General features: G+C 44.5%; 21 protein-coding genes. 1 reads left to right on the forward strand and 20 read right to left on the reverse strand.

Annotated features, from left to right (window positions below; translation table 11 throughout):
* Nucleotides 1–6 precede the first annotated feature (6 nt).
* From urtE to MOC09_RS13295, 17 genes are all read right to left on the reverse strand, one after another.
* Complete coding sequence (gene urtE, locus MOC09_RS13215; RefSeq protein WP_268359458.1) at nucleotides 7–708, reverse strand: urea ABC transporter ATP-binding subunit UrtE; 702 nt, start codon at nucleotides 706–708, stop codon at nucleotides 7–9.
* Nucleotides 705–1454, reverse strand: coding sequence for an urea ABC transporter ATP-binding protein UrtD (gene urtD, locus MOC09_RS13220; protein ID WP_268370781.1), 750 nt, complete (start codon nucleotides 1452–1454; stop codon nucleotides 705–707). Before urtD ends, urtE begins: the two co-directional genes overlap by 4 nt.
* Nucleotides 1429–2499, reverse strand: coding sequence for an urea ABC transporter permease subunit UrtC (urtC, locus tag MOC09_RS13225; RefSeq protein ID WP_268370782.1), 1071 nt, complete (start codon nucleotides 2497–2499; stop codon nucleotides 1429–1431). The genes urtD and urtC overlap by 26 nt, the downstream gene beginning before the upstream one ends.
* Before the next feature lie 11 nt (nucleotides 2500–2510).
* Complete coding sequence (gene urtB, locus MOC09_RS13230; RefSeq protein WP_268370784.1) at nucleotides 2511–3413, reverse strand: urea ABC transporter permease subunit UrtB; 903 nt, start codon at nucleotides 3411–3413, stop codon at nucleotides 2511–2513.
* A gap of 32 nt (nucleotides 3414–3445) precedes the next feature.
* Nucleotides 3446–4702 carry an urea ABC transporter substrate-binding protein gene (gene urtA / locus MOC09_RS13235; RefSeq protein WP_268359451.1) on the reverse strand — a complete coding sequence of 419 codons (1257 nt, stop codon included), beginning with the start codon at nucleotides 4700–4702 and terminating at the stop codon, nucleotides 3446–3448.
* 217 nt (nucleotides 4703–4919) lie between these two features.
* Nucleotides 4920–5105, reverse strand: a complete 186-nt coding sequence (locus tag MOC09_RS13240) for a CsbD family protein (RefSeq protein WP_268359449.1) — start codon at nucleotides 5103–5105, stop codon at nucleotides 4920–4922.
* 72 nt (nucleotides 5106–5177) lie between these two features.
* Nucleotides 5178–5657, reverse strand: coding sequence for a hypothetical protein (locus MOC09_RS13245; RefSeq protein ID WP_268359448.1), 480 nt, complete (start codon nucleotides 5655–5657; stop codon nucleotides 5178–5180).
* 156 nt (nucleotides 5658–5813) lie between these two features.
* A complete protein-coding gene (gene rapB, locus MOC09_RS13250) occupies nucleotides 5814–6947 on the reverse strand; it encodes a response regulator aspartate phosphatase RapB (protein ID WP_268370786.1) in 1134 nt (377 codons plus the stop codon).
* A gap of 196 nt (nucleotides 6948–7143) precedes the next feature.
* Nucleotides 7144–8169 (reverse strand): GTP 3',8-cyclase MoaA, encoded by a 1026-nt coding sequence (gene moaA / locus MOC09_RS13255; RefSeq protein ID WP_268370788.1) that lies wholly within the window; start codon nucleotides 8167–8169, stop codon nucleotides 7144–7146.
* A 15-nt stretch (nucleotides 8170–8184) separates the two neighbouring features.
* Complete coding sequence (gene fdhD, locus MOC09_RS13260; RefSeq protein ID WP_268359444.1) at nucleotides 8185–8973, reverse strand: formate dehydrogenase accessory sulfurtransferase FdhD; 789 nt, start codon at nucleotides 8971–8973, stop codon at nucleotides 8185–8187.
* A gap of 101 nt (nucleotides 8974–9074) precedes the next feature.
* The gene (locus MOC09_RS13265) at nucleotides 9075–9236 is read right to left on the reverse strand and encodes a hypothetical protein (protein ID WP_019259723.1); all 162 of its coding nucleotides are present in this window, start codon (nucleotides 9234–9236) and stop codon (nucleotides 9075–9077) included.
* Nucleotides 9237–9328: 92 nt separating this feature from the next.
* On the reverse strand, nucleotides 9329–10003 hold the full coding sequence (locus tag MOC09_RS13270; RefSeq protein WP_268359442.1) for a vWA domain-containing protein: 675 nt from the start codon (nucleotides 10001–10003) through the stop codon (nucleotides 9329–9331).
* A 321-nt stretch (nucleotides 10004–10324) separates the two neighbouring features.
* A complete protein-coding gene (locus MOC09_RS13275) occupies nucleotides 10325–11002 on the reverse strand; it encodes a vWA domain-containing protein (protein ID WP_268370791.1) in 678 nt (225 codons plus the stop codon).
* 394 nt (nucleotides 11003–11396) lie between these two features.
* Nucleotides 11397–12428, reverse strand: a complete 1032-nt coding sequence (spoIID, locus tag MOC09_RS13280; protein ID WP_268370793.1) for a stage II sporulation protein D — start codon at nucleotides 12426–12428, stop codon at nucleotides 11397–11399.
* 193 nt (nucleotides 12429–12621) lie between these two features.
* Entirely contained in the window at nucleotides 12622–13932 is a 1311-nt protein-coding gene (gene murA / locus MOC09_RS13285) for a UDP-N-acetylglucosamine 1-carboxyvinyltransferase (protein ID WP_014478251.1), read from the reverse strand.
* A 33-nt stretch (nucleotides 13933–13965) separates the two neighbouring features.
* The gene (locus MOC09_RS13290) at nucleotides 13966–14706 is read right to left on the reverse strand and encodes a YwmB family TATA-box binding protein (RefSeq protein WP_268370795.1); all 741 of its coding nucleotides are present in this window, start codon (nucleotides 14704–14706) and stop codon (nucleotides 13966–13968) included.
* Nucleotides 14707–14839: 133 nt separating this feature from the next.
* Nucleotides 14840–15070, reverse strand: a complete 231-nt coding sequence (locus tag MOC09_RS13295; RefSeq protein WP_003227691.1) for a DUF1146 family protein — start codon at nucleotides 15068–15070, stop codon at nucleotides 14840–14842.
* Between the two features lie 176 nt (nucleotides 15071–15246).
* Between MOC09_RS13295 and MOC09_RS13300 the strand changes: the two genes are divergently transcribed.
* Nucleotides 15247–15720: a hypothetical protein gene (locus MOC09_RS13300; RefSeq protein ID WP_268359435.1), complete on the forward strand. Its 474-nt coding sequence runs from the start codon at nucleotides 15247–15249 to the stop codon at nucleotides 15718–15720.
* Nucleotides 15721–15753: 33 nt separating this feature from the next.
* Here MOC09_RS13300 and MOC09_RS13305 read toward each other — a convergent pair whose 3' ends face one another.
* From MOC09_RS13305 to atpG, 3 genes are read right to left on the reverse strand one after another with little or no spacing between them, the layout of a single operon-like run.
* Nucleotides 15754–16152, reverse strand: coding sequence for a F0F1 ATP synthase subunit epsilon (locus tag MOC09_RS13305; protein ID WP_268359433.1), 399 nt, complete (start codon nucleotides 16150–16152; stop codon nucleotides 15754–15756).
* 23 nt (nucleotides 16153–16175) lie between these two features.
* Nucleotides 16176–17597 (reverse strand): F0F1 ATP synthase subunit beta, encoded by a 1422-nt coding sequence (atpD, locus tag MOC09_RS13310; protein ID WP_268359431.1) that lies wholly within the window; start codon nucleotides 17595–17597, stop codon nucleotides 16176–16178.
* 25 nt (nucleotides 17598–17622) lie between these two features.
* Nucleotides 17623–18486 (reverse strand): ATP synthase F1 subunit gamma, encoded by an 864-nt coding sequence (gene atpG, locus MOC09_RS13315; protein WP_003235766.1) that lies wholly within the window; start codon nucleotides 18484–18486, stop codon nucleotides 17623–17625.
* Between the last annotated feature and the right edge of the window lie 47 nt (nucleotides 18487–18533).

The following is an 18533-nucleotide window of genomic DNA, read 5'->3' on the forward strand; positions in this document are numbered from 1 at the left end:
TGAAGATCATACAGTAAGATGCCTTTCAAAGCGGCGAGCCGTTTCTTCATCGGCCTTTCCATGATCAACAACCGTTCCCCTATCGATCACATAAAGGTAGTCAGCACAGGTTAATGCGTTTTCCAGACTGTGCTCGACTAATATAACGGACATGTCTTTTTTTCTGGAAATATTTACGATAACTTGTCTGATTAGTTCGACAATTGAAGGTTGAATCCCTTCCATTGGTTCATCAAGTAAAATAATTTTTGGATTTCCCATCAATGCTCTGGCAATTGCAAGCTGCTGCTGCTGTCCTCCGCTTAAATCGCCGCCTTTGCGGTCAAGCATCTCCTTTAAAACGGGAAACCACTGAAGAATCTCTTCCTTGATCTGCCCCGTCCGTTCCTTCTTCGCAAGCGGCTCTTCTCCGAGCAGCAAGTTATCACGAACGGTTAAGGTGGAAAAAATGTCTCTTCCCTGCGGAACATACGCAATCCCCGCCCTTGCCCGTGTTTCCGCCTTTTCATTTTGAACAAACGTTTGATTAAAACAAATATCCCCCTGTTTAGCAGGAAGCAGGCCTATGATTGTTTTCAGCAAAGTGGATTTTCCAACCCCGTTTCGGCCTAATACAGCGACAACCTGCCCCAGGCGAACTTCCATGCTGAGACTATGCAAAACCATTGATTGAGCGTAACCGGACGTAACATTAGTGACGGCAATCATGACACACCGCTCCTTCCTAAATACACTGCGGCCACCTCTTCATTGCTTGTAATGTCATCCATCGAGCCTTCACAAAGGACTTTGCCTTCATGCATCACCGTGACTTTTCTGGAAAACGAGCGCACAAAATCCATATCGTGCTCCACAATGAGAACAGAGCACGTTTTCACAATTTCTTCAAGCAGGGCGCCGGTTTTTTCCCGTTCCTTCCCCGTCATGCCGGCAATCGGTTCATCCAGCAGCAAAAGCTTCGGCTCCATGGCGAGCTGCATCCCGATTTCAAGCCATTGCTTCTGTCCATGTGACAGGCTGCCAGCTATTAGATCCCGTTTGTGCTCTAACCCAACCAGCTGCAGAATGTCAATGATCCTGTCACTTTGCTGTTTTGTCATGCGCGCTGCCAGCAGTGAGAGGATCGTTTTTTTCTGTTTCATGGCAAGCTCGAGGTTTTCAAACACCGTCAGCTGCGTAAAGACACTCGGAGCCTGAAACTTTCTGGCGACGCCTAGTTTGGCAATCTGATATTCCCGAGCCTTCGTCAATTCATTCGTCTCCTGAAACAGGACTTCGCCTGAATGCGGCTTCGTTTTTCCGCAAATGATATCCAGCAAGGTCGTTTTTCCGGCGCCGTTTGGCCCAATCAGAAAATGGATATCGCGTTCCTGCACGCTGATATCAGCGCCCTGCAAAGCCCAAAACCCATCAAACTCAACCTTCACATCACGGCAGGTAAGTATCGGTTTCATAAACAGCCGCTCCTCTCTTTTTTGAGGAAGATAGCTGGGTTCTAAGCTTCTCGAACAGCCCTACAATCCCTTTTGGCAGATAGAGCACGACGATGATAAACAGCGCGCCGAGAAAGTAAAGCCAAATGTCAGGATAATATTCGCTTAAATAGCTTTTCATGCCGTTCGTTAACAGCGCGCCAAGCACCGCCCCGAAAATGGAGTGCCTGCCGCCGATCGCCACCCACAGCACCATCTCCACTGAAGGGATAATGCCCATCATTTCCGGCGAGATCATTCCGTCCTGAAGCACAAACAACATCCCGGCAATCCCCGCCATCGCAGCCGATACGCAGTAAATAAATACTTTAAAAACGGTCGAATGATAGCCGAAAAAACGGACCCTGTTTTCTCCGTCCCGGACCGCCTGCAATAGCCTTCCAAAACGGCTTTTCGTCAGAAACAAAGCGAACACGACAGAAACACCGAGGAAAAAGACTGTCGTAAAATACAAAATCTGCTTCATTGCAGGATCAGCCAGAGCATATTGAAAAATGGTATAGAAATTCGTGAGGCCATTTGTTCCGCCGGTAATGTCCTGGCTGCCGATGAACAATGTGACAACCACCACAACAACAGCCTGAGAGATCAACGAAAAATAAACACCCTTTATGTTGTTGCGGAAGGTAAAGTAGCCGAGTAAAAAGGCCAGAAAGACAGGCACAATGACAGCCGCGGCAATCGCAGCAAAAGGATACCTGAACATTGTCCAGATCCACGGCAGTTCACTGACGCCGGTCCACTCCATAAAATCAGGTATGCCTGACGGAGAGGCCTCTATCTTTAAATACATGGCCATGCAGTAAGCACCCAATCCGAAAAAGACACCATGCCCTAAACTCAAAATGCCTGTATATCCCCAAATCAGGCAAATGCCGACCGCTACAATCGCGAAGCATAAAAACTTCGCCAACAGCCCTAATCGAAACTCCTGAAGAAAAAACGGAGCGGCAATAAATAGGGCAAACATCACCAGATACGGACTGAATTGTGAAAACCGCTTCATCCGGTCCCCTCCTAATCAATTAATCTCGTTCTGACACTTGCAAGACCTGAAGGCCGCCATTGCAGAAAGAGAATAATACATGCAAACACGACAACCTTTGCAATCGTAGCGCTTGTGGAATACTCAACGAATGTGCTCAGCAAACCGACCGTCACAGCGCCGATAATCGTTCCTTTTAATTTTCCAATCCCGCCTAAAATGACGATCATAAAGGCATCGACGAGATATGACGAACCAAGTGTAGGCCCGATCGAACCAAGCAATGTGAGTGAGCTCCCAGCGATACCGGCCAATCCGCTTCCAAGTGCGAATGCCAATGTATCTGTTTTTCTTACAGATACGCCGAGACACGATGCCATGCTCCGATTCAGCGTAACAGCCTGCATCCGCCGCCCCGCAGAGGTTTGAAACAAATAGAAACCGAGCAGCGCCAGCGTAAAAAGAACAAGCGCCAAAATAAACAGCCTTTTATACGGAAAGGTAACCGAAAACAGCGTCACCCCTCCCGTCAGCCACTCAGGAGACTTGACGGCCACGTTCGGGGCGCCAAAAATCGATCTGGCCGCCTGCTGCAGAATCAAGCTTACGCCCCATGTCGCCAACAGGCTGTCGAGCGGACGGTCATATAACCGCCTGACAATCACCTTTTCAATGACAATCCCGATAAGCGCCGCCACCGCAAATGCCATAATAATAGCGATTAAAAAATAGTAAGAAAACAGAGAAGCAGGCAAATAGCTTAAAAACAGCTGCTGAATGACATATGTCGTGTAGGCTCCTGCCATAATCAGCTCACCGTGCGCCATATTAATAATGTTCATCAAACCAAATGTAACCGCCAATCCAATCGCAATGAGAATCAAAATAGAACCGAGACTGATCCCGTTAAATAATTGAGTCACGACGACAGACATCTTCCGCCTCCTCTCCCGCAAACGGCTTTGATTTATTGGGATAACCCCTTTGCCCAGCCGTACGTTTTTAAATAAGGATCAGGTTTTACTGGTTCCCCTGAGTTCCATACTTCTTTAAACTGTCCATCCCCCGTGATTTGCCCGATTCTGACCGTTTTGTAAAGATGCTGTGTATCTCCATCGATTTTTACTGTGCCGCCCGGGGCCTTAAATGCAATCCCGTCAGCCGCTTTCTTCACTTTATCGATATTAAAGGACTTGGCTTTTTCCACAGCCGCTGCCCAGAGATAGACCGCATTATAGCCAGCTTCAATCGGATCGCTCGTCACCCGGCTATCGCCGTTCATTTTTTTATAATTCTTCACGAATGTTTGATTTTCGCTCGTATTGGTTGTCTGGAAGTAATTCCATACCGCATAATGTCCTTTTAGCACATCAGGGCCGATCCCCCGAATTTCTTCCTCAGCAACGCTTGCCGACATGACAGGCATATCGTCAGCCGAAATCCCCGCATCCTTCAGCTGTTTGAAAAACGCCACATTGCTGTCACCGTTTAACGTATTAAAAATGACATCGGGCTGTTTGTCTTTGATTTTGCTGACGAGCGTACTGTAATTCGTGTGGCCGAGCGGCGTATACTCTTCACCGGCAATTTCTCCTCCGGCTGCTTTCACTTGCGCCTTGATGATTTTATTGGCTGTTCGAGGGAACACGTAATCCGACCCGATCAGAAAGAAGGTCTTTCCTTTATTCTTAAGCAGCCAATCAACAGCCGGCACAATTTGCTGATTCGTCGTTGCTCCGGTATAAAAAATATTAGGCGATGACTCCATTCCTTCGTACTGCACCGGATAGAATAGCAGCCCGTTGTTTTGCTCCACAACCGGAAGCATGGCTTTGCGGCTTGCTGACGTCCATCCGCCGAAAACAGCAGCTGCTTTATCCTGCTGAAGCAGTTTTCTCATTTTTTCCGCATATGTAGGCCAGTCTGAAGCGCCGTCTTCCACGATGGGTTGAAGCTTTTTGCCGAGAACTCCGCCTTTTTGGTTGATTTCTTGAATCGCCATTAACTCCGCATCATGGACTGACACTTCGCTGATCGCCATTGTCCCGCTTAAGGAGTGAAGAATTCCGACCTTCACTGAATCTCCGCTTGTGTCGACATCAACTGTTTGTTTCGCGCCCCCGCTGGCTTCCGACACTTTCTTCGGCGCAGTACATCCCGTCATCAAAACCATAATCAGAACCAACAAAAAAACAGCCTGTATCCTAACTCCTTTGTTTTTCATTCAGAACCTCCCTTTGTCTGATTTCCCCAAATGATGTTATAAAAGGTAACAACTCATGTCACTATTATATAGAAGAGGTTCATTAATTCAAAGAATATTTAAAAAATTTAGATACCTTAACCAAATCGGCTGCTTTTTTTGTTATATTTATTCACATCCAAAAAAGCGAACAAAAAAGGCAAGAAACATATTGTTTCCTGCCTCTTCCGTATGGCTGCTATTTATCTGTGAATGTATCCTTTGCTTTCCCGATATCCTTTTGGATCTCGCCTTTTGCCTTATCTTTTTTGCCTTCAGCCTGCATGTCCGCTTTATCGGTCATATCCCCGACTTTATCCTTCACTTCTCCTTTGGCTTTATTGAAGCCGCCTTTCATTTTGTCTTTTACACTATCGTTACCCATGTCCATTCTCTCCCCTCAATTATGTGTGTACTTGTTACCTTCCCGATCTGAGAGGCAGTAAACATTTGAATGTTAATTATCGATTTCGTAGCGCTCTCCGTACCGAAGCACCTTGTATATCGCCAGGCCGTCTGATGACTTTTTCTCTGAATATCGAACCGGCAGCAGGGCGAAAAACACATAATACGTAGAAAAATAGACAAACTGATAGAAAAACATATTCGGCTTTAACACACTGTGGATAATCAGCAGATTGACTGTAAAAATCGTTATCAGGTTAAACAGGCAGCCCCCGGCATACACGAGCGCATTTGAGAATCGATTGTCAATCTTCAAATCCCCGTATCGGCAAAAAGAATCGATAAAATAAATCGTTCTGAACCGTATCGGCCCAATCTTAAGCAATGTTTTTCCCATTCCAATATCCAATGAGCCTTTTCCGCCAAAAATAAAAGCCATAAAGCTGTGCCCTGAAACATGTATGATCTGTACAAGCGGCAGAACAATGAGGAAAGACCATAGAAACTTCACCATATCATTGAAACCAAACATCGAATTCCCCCTCAATCAATCATGTTTATCTGCATCCCAAAACGGCTTTTGCTCAAAAACAGTGCTGTTGCGATTTTTCCTGTTCTCCCCGGAAATAAACGTTCCGATGCTCCCTTTTTTCATATAAAAAAACCATCTGGCAGCAGATGGTTTTGTCTACACTTGATATAAACAATCGTTTCTTTGAATCATCTCTCTCATGCTGACCGCTTTTTCATAAAAATACACCGCTTCTTTATACTGTTCGCGATGACTGAAATAGGAGGCAGCATCCAAAGCAAATTCTTCAATATATACGTACAGGCCTTTTTCTTCCATATAGTCAAATACGTCTTGAATCATATCCAAATTCACAGATTCCACATATAAGGCCTGCAGAAATTTATATTTTGCCAGGCTGAAGAAGTCGTTTCGTTTTTGGGCAATGGCAATCCCTTTTTCATAGTACCGCATCGCAGCTTGGACATCTTGTTTTTTGAATAGAACGCGTGTCAGGCTGAAGAGCGCTTTCGGAAGCTGTTCAAGCTGATGCTCCTCAAAGACAGGAAGCGCTTTTTCAAAGTAGTCCGCAGCTTGATCCAGTTCTCCTTTGTCATCATAGCAATTCCCAATATTATAGAGGGCTGATCCGATCAAACGGGGCTGTCCTTCCAATAAGGCCAGACGATACGCGTCATCCAAATGCTCCAGCGCTTTTTCATAGTTTCTGTAGTCAATGTAGTTTCCAGATATCACGAAATGGCATTGAATTCTTCTGACTCTGTAAAAATCGTTCGCCTTATACGTCTCAAGCGCCTGTATGGCATGGTTCATGGAAAAGTGCGTCTGCTTCATGATATAAAAAACTTCTGCCACTTTAAAATGAAATTCCGCTCTTTCAATTTCATCTTCTACAAACGCAAGCATCTTCTCAGCTTTCCGGTAAAAGGATATGGCCGAAATATAATTGTTCTGTTCAAATTCGTACATTCCTTTGAACAAGTGAAAATAATACTCAGATAATCCGGAAATACTGTCCTGATTGCTTTCCAGCGTTTTAATCAATTCACGATATTGAAGCTGAGATTCCTCGTGCAGGTCTGGCTTTACATAATCCAGCATAATTTGGTGCCGGTAACTGATCAGCTGGTAATACAGCAACAGCAGTTGATCCTCTTCCATATGTTCTATGTCCTGATCGATCTCTTTCTTCAGTTCAACGGCATCAGCCACTTGAAATGCTAAAATGTGCTTATACCACTTATTGATTTTCACTCCTACTTGAGATGACGGGATCTCGTACGCGGCCATGCCCCTCCAACCCTTTCTGTTTTCTAATTGGTTATATCTTATCATAATGTATGGCTTTGGAATTAAAATTTTCTTACAATGATTCCTTCTTTATGCCTATCTTTATATATTTCGGTATTTGGATGTATTTTTTGCACTTGCGCTTTCTCATCAAAAAAAGCTTACCGGACAGTGCCGATAAGCTCTTCATTTCATATTAACCGCCAATATAAGACATTTCCACTTTCTTTTTGCCTGATGCTTTTGATAGCGTACGATCAACCGAATACTGATCGATCCGATTTTCCCATACGGTGCCGATCATTTCTGACAGTTCATCATCGCTTAATCCCTGCCGAACCGGCGCTCTGAGGTCAAATCCGCTTGAAGCGAATAAGCAGGTAAACAGCTCTCCTCTCGCAGAAAGACGGGCCCTGTTGCACGAACCGCAGAACGCATCAGATACAGATGAGATAACGCCGATTTCTCCAGAACCGTCCAAGTAGCGGAATCTAGAAGCCACTTCACCTTTATAATTAGGCGCGATCGGCTCCACAGGCGTGTGTTCATTGATCAAATCAATGATTTCGGCCTTTGTCATGACGTCCTTCTTTTCCCATTGGTTGGTGTTGCCCACGTCCATAAATTCGATGAATCTCAGGATATGCCCTTTTTCTTTAAAATAACGCGCCATAGGCAGAATATCTTTTTCATTGACGCCCTTTTGGACGACCATGTTGATTTTCACACCGAGACCCGCTTGCTTCGCCGCTTCAATGCCTTCCAGCACCTTGCTGACAGAAATCCCGCGTCCGTTTATCTTTTTAAATCGCTCGTCCTCTAGCGAATCTAGGCTGACCGTGACTCTTTTCAGCCCGGCTTCCTTAAGCCTCTTTGCATAAACAGGAAGCAGTGATCCATTTGTTGTCATCGCAATATCACGGACACCCGGGATGCGGGCCAGTTTTTTGATTAATTCTGGCATATCTTTTCTCATGAGCGGCTCTCCGCCGGTTAAGCGGATTTTTTCAACACCGAATTTTGTGACAAACAGTGTCGCAAGCCGTTCCAGCTCCTCAAATGAGAGCAGCTCCTCTTTCTTTAAAAAAGGATAATCCGGACCGAATAATTCGGCGGGCATACAGTACGTGCATCGGAAGTTGCAGCGGTCTGTAACAGAAATGCGAAGGTCTCTCAGCGGCCTGTTCCTTTTATCCAACATCTGACGCGATTCTGTATTCATTGCTACAGCCCCTTCCTATCCCCTGATTCTCTCAGGGTGTGTATATACATTAAACGATCCGTTTCTGACAAATCCGATCGCTGTGATATTTAATTCTTCTGCCATTTGAATCGCAAGCTCTGTCGGAGCCGATTTGGAAATGACAATCGACACGCCGATTTTTGCCGCTTTTAACAGAACCTCTGATGAGATTCTGCCGCTGAATACAATCAGTTTGTCCCGGACGGACAATCCGTTCAGAAGACAGTGTCCGTATAATTTATCAAGCGCGTTGTGCCGGCCGATATCAGTGCGCATCAGCAGCAGTTTCTCAGTGTCGCAAAGCGCCGCATTATGGACGCCTCCCGTATCCTGAAACGTTCCGCTCCCTTGTTGCATGTCTCTCATAAGTGCCAGACATGCTTCAGGCGATATCTTGATGTGGCTGACAGCCGTTTTGGCGGTTTTGACATCCTGCTGAAAGTAAAAATGGCGGCCCTTTCCGCAGCATGAGCCGATCACACGTTTTGTATAATCCTTTTGATCCAGTGTCTCAGGATGAACGAGATCGACATAAACAAAACCGAGACTTTCATCTATTGTAAACCTTTTAATCTCTTTTTGAAATCGGATCACACCCTCTGATGCGAGAAATCCGATGACAAGCTCCTTGATATGCTCCGGCGTACAAACGAGCGTCACAAATTCACTCCCGTTTAGTATTACTGTCAAAGGATATTCCGTCACCATCCGGTCTTCTATTTTGCTGATTTCCCCTTGTTCATAGCGCCATACATCCCTGACCGCAGTTACTTTATCATTCAATGTTTCTTCCCCTCCGCAATGTTCCTGCCTCTATATTTTTTCACACTCCTCGGATTTTGTCGAATCCTGAGACATAAAAAGAGCCCTCTATATAAAGGACTCTAGGTTTGATTATGCTGATTCTTTTTCAGGATCGTAAACAGCACAATGGCTGCGATCAAGGTGAGCATACTGACAAAAAAGAAGGCTGCCAGTTTTAGAAAAACACCGAGCAATATAAACGCCACGGCAGCTATAAGAAAAATCATTCCTAATAATCTCATATGTTCAACCCCTTTTAAGGGTATCATTCCCGTACTGGTCGTTTTTAAACCAATTGAAAAAGGCGCCTGGGGGAGCGCCTTCACTCAAATGATTACTCAGTAAATTTTTGTGCTTCTTTTTCCCAAGCCTGTTCAAATTCATCCGCGCTGTTTGCTGAAATATATTCCCCTCCTCCAGCAACAGCCGCCTGTTTCATCTCTGCGTTTCCTTTTACATCAAAGTTAAAGCCAATAATGTTTACAATGGTATCCACATTCGCTTTCCGAAGTTTTTCAATTTCCGCCGCTGGATCTCCGCCGCATGTTTCTTCACCGTCAGTGATTAAATACACCACGTTTTTCCCGTCAGCGCCAAATGCTTCAAATTCTTTTCTTGTATCTGAAAGTGCTTTGGCAATCGGTGTCCAGCCAGTCGGCTTGATTTCACTCAATGAATTGTCAAACAGCGATCCTTCATATGGATGAAGGCCGTAAATGGTTTCCGTCGTGCTGCATGAAAGAGCTTTGCCGGACAGTTTATTGTTTCCTGCATGTCCGAAAACGCGAAGCATGAGATTTGTATCCTTCGGAAGCAGCTCGGCAAAAGACTTTACTGATTTTTTTGCAATGTCTATTTTGCGCTCTCCCCCCGTTTTTTGAACCATGCTTCCGCTTCCGTCAAACAAAACAGCTACATTTGTGTCAGCTTGTTTCTCAGCGGCAAAAGACGGAGATGCAAAGGAGACAGTCAGCAATCCAATGATACCGGCAGCCAGCAATTTTTTCATGTTTTCCTTCCTTTCTTTATCAAATTTTCCAACTATAGTTGGATTCTTCTTTATGCTAGAATATGAAAATGCAAAATGATATAGGGCAAGCTGCCTTTTGTGCGGCTTTCACTTTCTGTACAAAATCGCTTGAAACGCCGATCTTTTTTAGCCATTTTCGCCCAGAAATCATATACAGATTGTGACATCATTCATTCTTTTTTCGCCATAATCATGATTGAGTTACGGAAATCTGCTACTATGCTACAAGCAGACAGCTCATCACTTTTGAACATTTTGTTACATACAAAAAAGAGGCTGACTTCACCAGCCTCTTTTTTCTTATTTAGATAACATCAGTGATTGCTGAGTGAAGATTTTCTCAACATCTTTTTGAGTATAAGCCGGGAAGTATTCACCGCCGCCTACTTTCGCAATCGCATTCAGCTGGCCTTTGTATCCCTCTTTATAATCAAAACCGATTACATTAACGGTGATATTGTCTTTATGCAGTTCTTTTGCTGTTTTAATTGGATTTCCACCGCATGTTTCCTCTCCGTCAGTCAACAGATACACCACTTTTTCCCCTTTTGCATCAAGCTGGTCAAAAGAAGATTTCGCCTCTTTCAACGCTTTGGCAATGGGCGTCCAGCCAGTCGGTCCAATTGCATTAAGAGAATTGAGGAAGCTTTGCTCATTAAAGCTTTGGAATCCGTATACGTTCCGGATGGATTCACATGATTGAATTTTTCCGGAATTTTTATTGTTGCCTTCTGAACCAAACACACTCATTTTCACCTGAGTGCCTGCCGGCAGTGAGCTTGCGAACTTTGAAATTTCTTTTTTGGCTGAATTAAATTTAGATACACCGTCTATTCTTTTGGCCATACTTCCGCTGGCATCAAGCAAGACTGCCACGTTTGCCGGAGCTTCAGGTTCTTTCTTTTCAGCTGCAAAAGCAGGAGAAGTTAATCCAAATAGCAAGCCTGTCATCATGATCAGTGAAAATCTTTTCTTCATGTTTGTACCCCTTTACAAGTTTGTTTCTGCGTGCAGATGTTCAACGCTGAACATAACCTATCGTAATCGACAAAAACCGAGAAATAAATAGGGCGGGGTTCCCCATTGCTGTTGTTTACTTTTGCATAGAAAGCTTTATTTTTATTAGTGATTTCCGACTAACGTTACGCTGAAAAAAGAAGATTGTCGGCCTTTCGGCTTTCGTTATATGAGTCTGTCGAAGTCTGTCGCTACATGTGGATTTCTTTACCACAATCTTAAAAGTCAGCAATCAGGAAAAAGGAACTGGTTCCCTTGTCATCTTAAAGATAGCCAGAAGCCTCTCTGAACGGTTTCAAGCATTCTTAGATAAATGACATTCAGGAACAGAAAAAGACGCTCATTGAGCGTCTTTTTACTTCTTCGCCATATATTTATTCAAAAACGAATCGGCCTCAGAAATTTTTGTGCCTTGATAATAGTACTTCACAATGTCATCAACCGTTTTTCCTTCTTTCGCCATAAAATTCGCGCCATATTGGCTCATCCCGACACCGTGGCCAAATCCTTTTGTCGTGACTGTAATCGTGTCGCCGTCTCGCTTCCATTCAAAATCAGCTGAATTAAGGCCCAGCTTTTCACGTATGTCTCTTCCTTTCAGCGTCTTGCCGTTAATAACGGCTGTTGCCACCTGGTGGCCTGGTGTTTCTCCTGTAATCTTTCCGACTGTAGAAGATCCATCCAGCTTAACGCCAAGCTTTTGCTCAAATTCTGCCGCTGTAAAGGTTTTCGTTGCCAAGTATTTCGGCGACTTTTTATCCCAAGCGCTTTTGACGCTTTTTAAATATGGGATAGCACTTGTCCAATAGGCTTCAGCATTTTCTGTGTAGCCGTTGCTTGTGGAGAAAAATGAAGCTTCAATCGGCTGGTTGTTGTACGTTAAAATTTTGCCTTGCGTGCTGGCTACCGCATCTGTGATTTTCTTCAGTTTTCCCTCATAGCTTGCGCCCCACTGTTTTTTCAGCTCCGCTTTGCTTTTATACACCTGGAACATCTGTGTATCATCCACCAGCGAGCCTTTAGGAGCCTCTACCGCTGAATGAGCGACCATCAGTCTGACAATAAACGTTCTGGCGGCAAGAGCCTGGGCTTTCAGCGCTTCAGATTCAAAGGTTGCCGGCATTTCGGAGGCGACGACTCCAATCACATACTCTTCAAGCGGAATGTCTTCTACGGATTGATTTGCGGTTCGATAGACGGGAATAGAAACAGGCGATGCTTTCAACGTTTCCGCTCCTTTTGATGCTGGTTTCGTGCTCACTGCTGTCTTTCCTGATTCTACACTGGCCCCTGCTTCCTTGTTATGCTGGAACGGTATGACCATGAGTGTGGGAACCAAGAGAATCAATGCAAATAGTACGGATAGTGTGATTACGAATTGTTTCATATTCAGCTGCCTCCTGCTCGGGATTCGACTCTAGTCTAGTCTATGGGCAGGGACAAGCTAATATGACTCTCGTTTTGGACAGAAACTTTATTTGTTATTTACGTATTCTTTTTTGCTATTTTGCGCATAATGATGATAATACCCGAAAAATAAAAACCAGTATGCCAGATTGACATACTGATTTTCAGGTCGTTTATGCATTTAAGTCAGATACGACTTCTTTGTTCTCTTGCTCAGAAGCAGACTCATCATTTACACGTTCGATGTCTGCGCCAAGAGCGGCCAGCTTCTTATGGAAATCAACATAACCGCGGTCTAAGTGCTTCAATTCAGTAACACGTGTATGACCTTCAGCTACTAACCCCGCAAGAATCAGCGCTGCACCTGCACGCAAGTCAGTCGCTGCAACTTCAGCTCCCTGAAGCTGTACAGGGCCGTTAATGATGACAGAACGTCCTTCAATCTTGATATCACCATTCATACGGCGGAATTCTTCCGCATGCATAAAACGGTTTTCAAAAACAGTTTCTGTAATCATGCTTGTGCCGCTTGCACGAAGCAGAAGCGCCATCATTTGTGACTGCATATCAGTCGGGAAGCCCGGGTGTGGCATTGTTTTAATGTCAATCGGTTTCAGTTCTTTCGGACCGATGACACGCAGGCCTTCACCTTCATCCTTAATCGTTACACCCATCTCTTCCATTTTTGCAATTAAAGAGGTGAGGTGTTCAGGAACCGCGCCTTTTACTAATACGTTTCCTTCAGTGATTGCAGCGGCAACCATAAATGTGCCCGCTTCAATACGGTCAGGAATAATATGGTGTTTTACGCCGTGAAGCTTTTCGACTCCTTCAATTTTGATGGTGCCGGTGCCAGCTCCGCGGATTTTTCCGCCCATGCCGTTGATATAGTTTGCTAAATCAACGATTTCGGGTTCTTTCGCCACGTTCTCCAGCGTTGTTGTTCCTTCCGCTAGAGCGGCTGCCATAATCAGGTTCTCTGTAGCTCCTACACTTGGGAAGTCCAGATAGATTTTTGCGCCTTGCAGACGGCCTTTTACTTCGGCTTCGATGAAGCCATTGCCGACTTTGATCTCTGCGCCCATTGCCTCAAAACCTTTTAAATGCTGATCAATCGGCCTGGAACCAATTGCACATCCGCCCGGAAGCGCAACTCTTGCATGACCTGTACGCGCAAGAAGCGGCCCCATGACAAGCACAGATGCACGCATTTTACGAACATATTCAAAAGGTGCTTCAGTTTGCAAAGCGTATGAAGCATTTACAGTCACTTCATTATTCTCAAAATGCACATCTGCTCCTAAATGACGCAACACTTCGTTAATTGTATATACATCGGAGAGCGTAGGTACATCACAAATTACGCTTTTTTCTTCACTTGCTAATAAAGATGCAGCGATAACAGGTAAAACGGCATTTTTAGCGCCTTCAACTTTGACTGTGCCGTTTAACTTTTGACCGCCGCGGACGATGATTTTTTCCAAGGTATTCCCCTCCGCGTCCCTAAATTCTCTATATTAATATTCAGTCGTAACGATTGGTGTGCCAACCGTAACGGTATGTTTTCCGCCCATTCCTGCACTTCTAAGTGCAATTTGCAAATTCATTTTATGTTTCGAGGTCATGATGTACTCTTTCCACTCATCTGTAAACGCAGAAATAGAAACGAAATTTGGCTCAACTACATGTTCTACTGATCTTGCTTGAAATTCGTTTAATAACTGATTTGCTTTTTTTTGCAAAACAATATTCATATTATCATCTAAATGACCATTTAGACAAGTAAAAATAACTACTTTTTCTTGGAATATCCCAAGCGTCTCCCGTTCAAACTGTTCATATGTATCATTCCAGCTATCCGGTGCCTTAAGACTCATTTGCTCATATAATAAATACGAAGTTGGGTTGTGTTTTTTGAGGGTTGTGACAAGCTGCAGTCTAAAAGAAGCACGATTTTTTTTGTCAGTATATGTGCCAATTGCCTTTATGATTTTATCTTCCCGTGCAATCGCCCAATCATATTGACGATACTCTGATTTTAAACGTTGCACTTTTTTATAAAATTCTTTTTCGGTCAGCGACATATTTTGTTTTGCATGCAATGTCCACTTATCTATTGAGACATCTTGACGTTCCATCCCCTCTGCCATTTGTGCTAACGGCGTTAACTCACTCGCATGAATGGTATGGAAAACAGCAATGACGAAGCTTAGCATCACGGATATGATAATGGCGTGGCTTACTTGTTTTTTCTTCATGTTCATCTCTCCCCCTTATCCCCAGTGTTACCGGAGGCAAGAGGAGCCATACGTGAATATCTTCGTCAAAACTCGCGTTATTCGTTACAACCCGATTCCCAACCATTCCCGAGATGATGATGTTCAAAACCTATTAAAATAGATAAGGAAGCTGCTGTGAATAATTGAGGTAATCTAAAAAGAAATTCGCAACGGCCGTTCCAATGGCGATTGTCAGCAAAATCATCAGGAGTCTTGCCTGCACGACTTTGCCTTTTTTGATTAACGGATCAATATTGACGGCTTGCAGCGCCCACCAAGTCACCGCTATAAAAATCAGGTGAACAACGATGCCGATTGCAGCCTGCTGTCCCAATACACTCATCTATTCCACTCCTTTCATCCTTTCTCCGCGCGTAACCCTTTCTTATTATATAAGAAGCACAGATAAAGATGATACATTTTATACAGAACGGAATAATCAGCCAAATCTAGGGCTAATCCCCGCTTAAAGTGCGGTTCTTTTACATGGTATACTTTGTTGGAAAGGAGCTGGCAAACGTGAATCATTCTTTTTTTCAGCCTGAAAAGCAATATGGTGAGGACCTGCCAATTTTTGAACAGGAATGGGAAGCAATTGCATTCTATTATGATTATAGACAGTCACAGATTGAAGAACTGAATGAATTGTGTCAGTTTTATAACATTTCTCTTACCTACACGAGAGAAAGCCTTGAAGAGCTTGAAAATCTTTATTTTCAAAGTATCCAAGAGCTTTTGCTGGCTGATTGGAATCTACCGATTGAAGAATTCGAGAAAATGATCAGTGTTTATCTGATAGATTGCGTAATTGCCCACCATGAAGATGCTGAATGGGTGGTAAAACCTTATCCTTACACAGACGGCGCTTATACAATGGGCTTTAGAAGACATCGCAAATCGTGGCATACAATGAATGCCTGTGATGGTTTATACCTGCGCCAAAAAGAGGAGCACCCGCTTCTGGCGCTGTTTGATTCTCTTGTGCGTTCATAAAAAAATCCTTCTCATAAAGAGAAGGATTTTTTCTTATTTCCCTGCTACATCCAATCTGTTCAAAGCCCGCTGTAACGCAAGCTCAGCCCGACGAATGTCAGTATCATCTGATTGAGAATTCAAACGCTCCTGAGCCCGCTGGCGTGCAGCTTCAGCGCGCTCTTGATCGATGCCTTCCGCTGTCTCAGCAGCTTGGGCAAGAATGGTGACCTGATCAGGACGGACTTCTACAAATCCGCCGCTGACGGCAACCAATTCAGTCTGCCCGTCTTTTTTCAGACGGACAGCGCCGATTTTAAGAGGAGCCACGGTTGGAATATGACCTGGCAAAATACCGAGATCGCCGCTTTCGGCTCTCACACTCACCATTTCGATATCCGCATCGTATACTGGGCCGTCGGGAGTAACGATATTGACTTTAACGGTCTTCATGCTTTTACCCTCCTAGGACCAGATTAAACTTCTACACCCATTTCTTTTGCTTTCTCAACAACTTCTTCGATACGTCCTACAAGACGGAACGCATCTTCTGGAAGATGGTCGTATTTGCCGGCTAAGATTTCTTTGAAGCCTTTAACCGTTTCTTTTACAGGCACGTAAGAACCTTTTTGTCCAGTGAACTGTTCAGCCACGTGGAAGTTTTGAGAAAGGAAGAACTGAATGCGGCGTGCGCGTTGAACGACAAGCTTGTCTTCATCACTCAATTCATCCATACCAAGAATCGCAATGATATCTTGAAGCTCTTTGTAACGCTGAAGCGTTGACTGTACTTCACGGGCAACAGCATAATGCTCTTCTCCGACAATTTCAGGAGCAAGGGCGCGTGATGTAGAAGCCAACGGATCAACCGCAGGGTAAATACCCATTTCAGTTAACTTACGCTCAAGGTTTGTTGTCGCATCCAAGTGAGCGAACGTAGTTGCCGGCGCCGGGTCAGTGTAGTCATCGGCAGGCACGTAGATCGCCTGGATAGATGTAACTGATCCAACGTTAGTAGACGTGATACGCTCTTGGAGCTGACCCATTTCAGTTGCAAGCGTCGGCTGATAACCAACCGCTGAAGGCATACGGCCAAGAAGGGCTGAAACCTCTGAACCCGCTTGTGTGAAACGGAAAATGTTATCGATGAAGAACAGTACGTCCTGTCCTTGTACATCACGGAAGTGCTCAGCCATTGTAAGGCCTGTCAAAGCAACACGCATACGTGCGCCCGGCGGCTCGTTCATTTGCCCGAATACCATGGCTGTTTTGTTAATTACGCCAGAGTCGCTCATTTCATAGAAAAGGTCGTTTCCTTCACGAGTACGCTCTCCTACACCGGCGAATACAGAAATACCGCCGTGCTCTTGCGCGATGTTGTTGATTAATTCCTGGATTAATACGGTTTTACCTACACCGGCACCGCCGAACAATCCGATCTTACCGCCCTTGATGTATGGGGCTAGCAAGTCAACAACTTTAATACCTGTTTCAAGAATTTCAACTTCTGTTGAAAGCTGATCAAATGAAGGCGCCTGTCTGTGAATCGGATCCTTTTTCGCATCCGCAGGAACCGGCTCATTCAAATCAATATTTTCTCCGAGTACGTTAAATACACGGCCGAGTGTTACATCACCAACTGGTACTGAGATTGGCGCTCCTGTATCAACAGCTTCCATTCCGCGCTGAACACCATCCGTAGATGCCATTGCGATTGTACGGACTGTATCATCGCCTAAATGAAGAGCGACCTCAAGCGTTAAATCAATACCTACTTCGTTTTCACTTGTAGCTGGCTGTGAAATTTTAATCGCATTATAAATTTCAGGCAAATGACCGTCTTCAAAACGCACGTCGACGACCGGTCCTAATACCTGGCTAACGCGTCCTTTCTTCATCGCTATCCCTCCTGACAAATTCTTTCTATTCTAAAGCGGCTGCTCCGCCGACAATTTCCGTAATTTCTTGTGTGATGGCTGCTTGGCGAGCGCGGTTGTAAGAAAGCGATAGTGAATCGATAAGTTCCTTCGCGTTGTCTGTCGCGTTTTTCATCGCCGTCATTCTTGCAGCGTGCTCACTTGCTTTACTGTCAAGAAGCGCACCGAAAATTAAGCTTTCTGCATATTGAGGAAGCAAAACCTCCAGAACCTCCTCTTCAGACGGTTCAAATTCATAAGACGCCGTTCTCTTTCCGCCGCCGCTGCCCAAATCAGATAACGGCAGAAGTTTTTTCTCCGTTACTTCTTGAGAAATGGCGCTGACAAAATGGTTATAAACAAGGTGCAATTCATCAAACGCACCATCTATAAACATTTGGATCGTTTGTCGGGCAAGATCCTTAATTTCTGTAAACGTTACTTCATCCCCAAGTCCTGTTAACTCGGAAATGATCGGAATCTCACGTTTCTTAAAGAAATCACGGCCCACTCTTCCGATGACAATCACCGCATACTCATCCTTAGACTGATGACGTTCTTGCATGGCCTGATAAGCACTTCGTAAAACCGAACTGTTAAAAGCGCCGGCAAGACCGCGGTCAGACGTAATGACAAGATATGCTGTCTTTTTCACTTCTCTGCTGAGAAGCATCGGATGCTTCACGTTGCCGGAAACTCTCCCGACGTTTGATACGACCTCTTGGATCTTATCCATATATGGCACAAATGATTTTGCATTGTTTTCAGCACGATTCAGCTTAGCCGCAGATACCATCTGCATGGCTTTTGTAATCTGGCTCGTTTTTTTTGTTGACGTGATCCTTGACTTAATATCGCGTAATGAGGCCAAAGATTTCACCACCTTTTCTCTTCATCTGCGTAAAAAGAGAGAAAAAG

The sequence above is a fragment of the Bacillus sp. N12A5 genome (assembly GCF_026790125.1).
Classification (GTDB): domain Bacteria; phylum Bacillota; class Bacilli; order Bacillales; family Bacillaceae; genus Bacillus.

Excerpts from the sequence above, each read along its gene's own strand:
- urtE (WP_268359458.1), bottom strand. The coding sequence starts at position 708 with ATGATTGCCGTCACTAATGTTACGTCCGGTTACGCTCAATCAATGGTT.
- urtD (WP_268370781.1), bottom strand. The coding sequence starts at position 1,454 with ATGAAACCGATACTTACCTGCCGTGATGTGAAGGTTGAGTTTGATGGG.
- urtC (WP_268370782.1), bottom strand. The coding sequence starts at position 2,499 with ATGAAGCGGTTTTCACAATTCAGTCCGTATCTGGTGATGTTTGCCCTA.
- urtB (WP_268370784.1), bottom strand. The coding sequence starts at position 3,413 with ATGTCTGTCGTCGTGACTCAATTATTTAACGGGATCAGTCTCGGTTCT.
- urtA (WP_268359451.1), bottom strand. The coding sequence starts at position 4,702 with ATGAAAAACAAAGGAGTTAGGATACAGGCTGTTTTTTTGTTGGTTCTG.
- MOC09_RS13240 (WP_268359449.1), bottom strand. The coding sequence starts at position 5,105 with ATGGGTAACGATAGTGTAAAAGACAAAATGAAAGGCGGCTTCAATAAA.
- MOC09_RS13245 (WP_268359448.1), bottom strand. The coding sequence starts at position 5,657 with ATGTTTGGTTTCAATGATATGGTGAAGTTTCTATGGTCTTTCCTCATT.
- rapB (WP_268370786.1), bottom strand. The coding sequence starts at position 6,947 with ATGGCCGCGTACGAGATCCCGTCATCTCAAGTAGGAGTGAAAATCAAT.
- moaA (WP_268370788.1), bottom strand. The coding sequence starts at position 8,169 with ATGAATACAGAATCGCGTCAGATGTTGGATAAAAGGAACAGGCCGCTG.
- MOC09_RS13265 (WP_019259723.1), bottom strand. The coding sequence starts at position 9,236 with ATGAGATTATTAGGAATGATTTTTCTTATAGCTGCCGTGGCGTTTATA.
- MOC09_RS13270 (WP_268359442.1), bottom strand. The coding sequence starts at position 10,003 with ATGAAAAAATTGCTGGCTGCCGGTATCATTGGATTGCTGACTGTCTCC.
- MOC09_RS13275 (WP_268370791.1), bottom strand. The coding sequence starts at position 11,002 with ATGAAGAAAAGATTTTCACTGATCATGATGACAGGCTTGCTATTTGGA.
- spoIID (WP_268370793.1), bottom strand. The coding sequence starts at position 12,428 with ATGAAACAATTCGTAATCACACTATCCGTACTATTTGCATTGATTCTC.
- MOC09_RS13290 (WP_268370795.1), bottom strand. The coding sequence starts at position 14,706 with ATGAAGAAAAAACAAGTAAGCCACGCCATTATCATATCCGTGATGCTA.
- MOC09_RS13295 (WP_003227691.1), bottom strand. The coding sequence starts at position 15,070 with ATGAGTGTATTGGGACAGCAGGCTGCAATCGGCATCGTTGTTCACCTG.
- MOC09_RS13305 (WP_268359433.1), bottom strand. The coding sequence starts at position 16,152 with ATGAAGACCGTTAAAGTCAATATCGTTACTCCCGACGGCCCAGTATAC.
- atpD (WP_268359431.1), bottom strand. The coding sequence starts at position 17,597 with ATGAAGAAAGGACGCGTTAGCCAGGTATTAGGACCGGTCGTCGACGTG.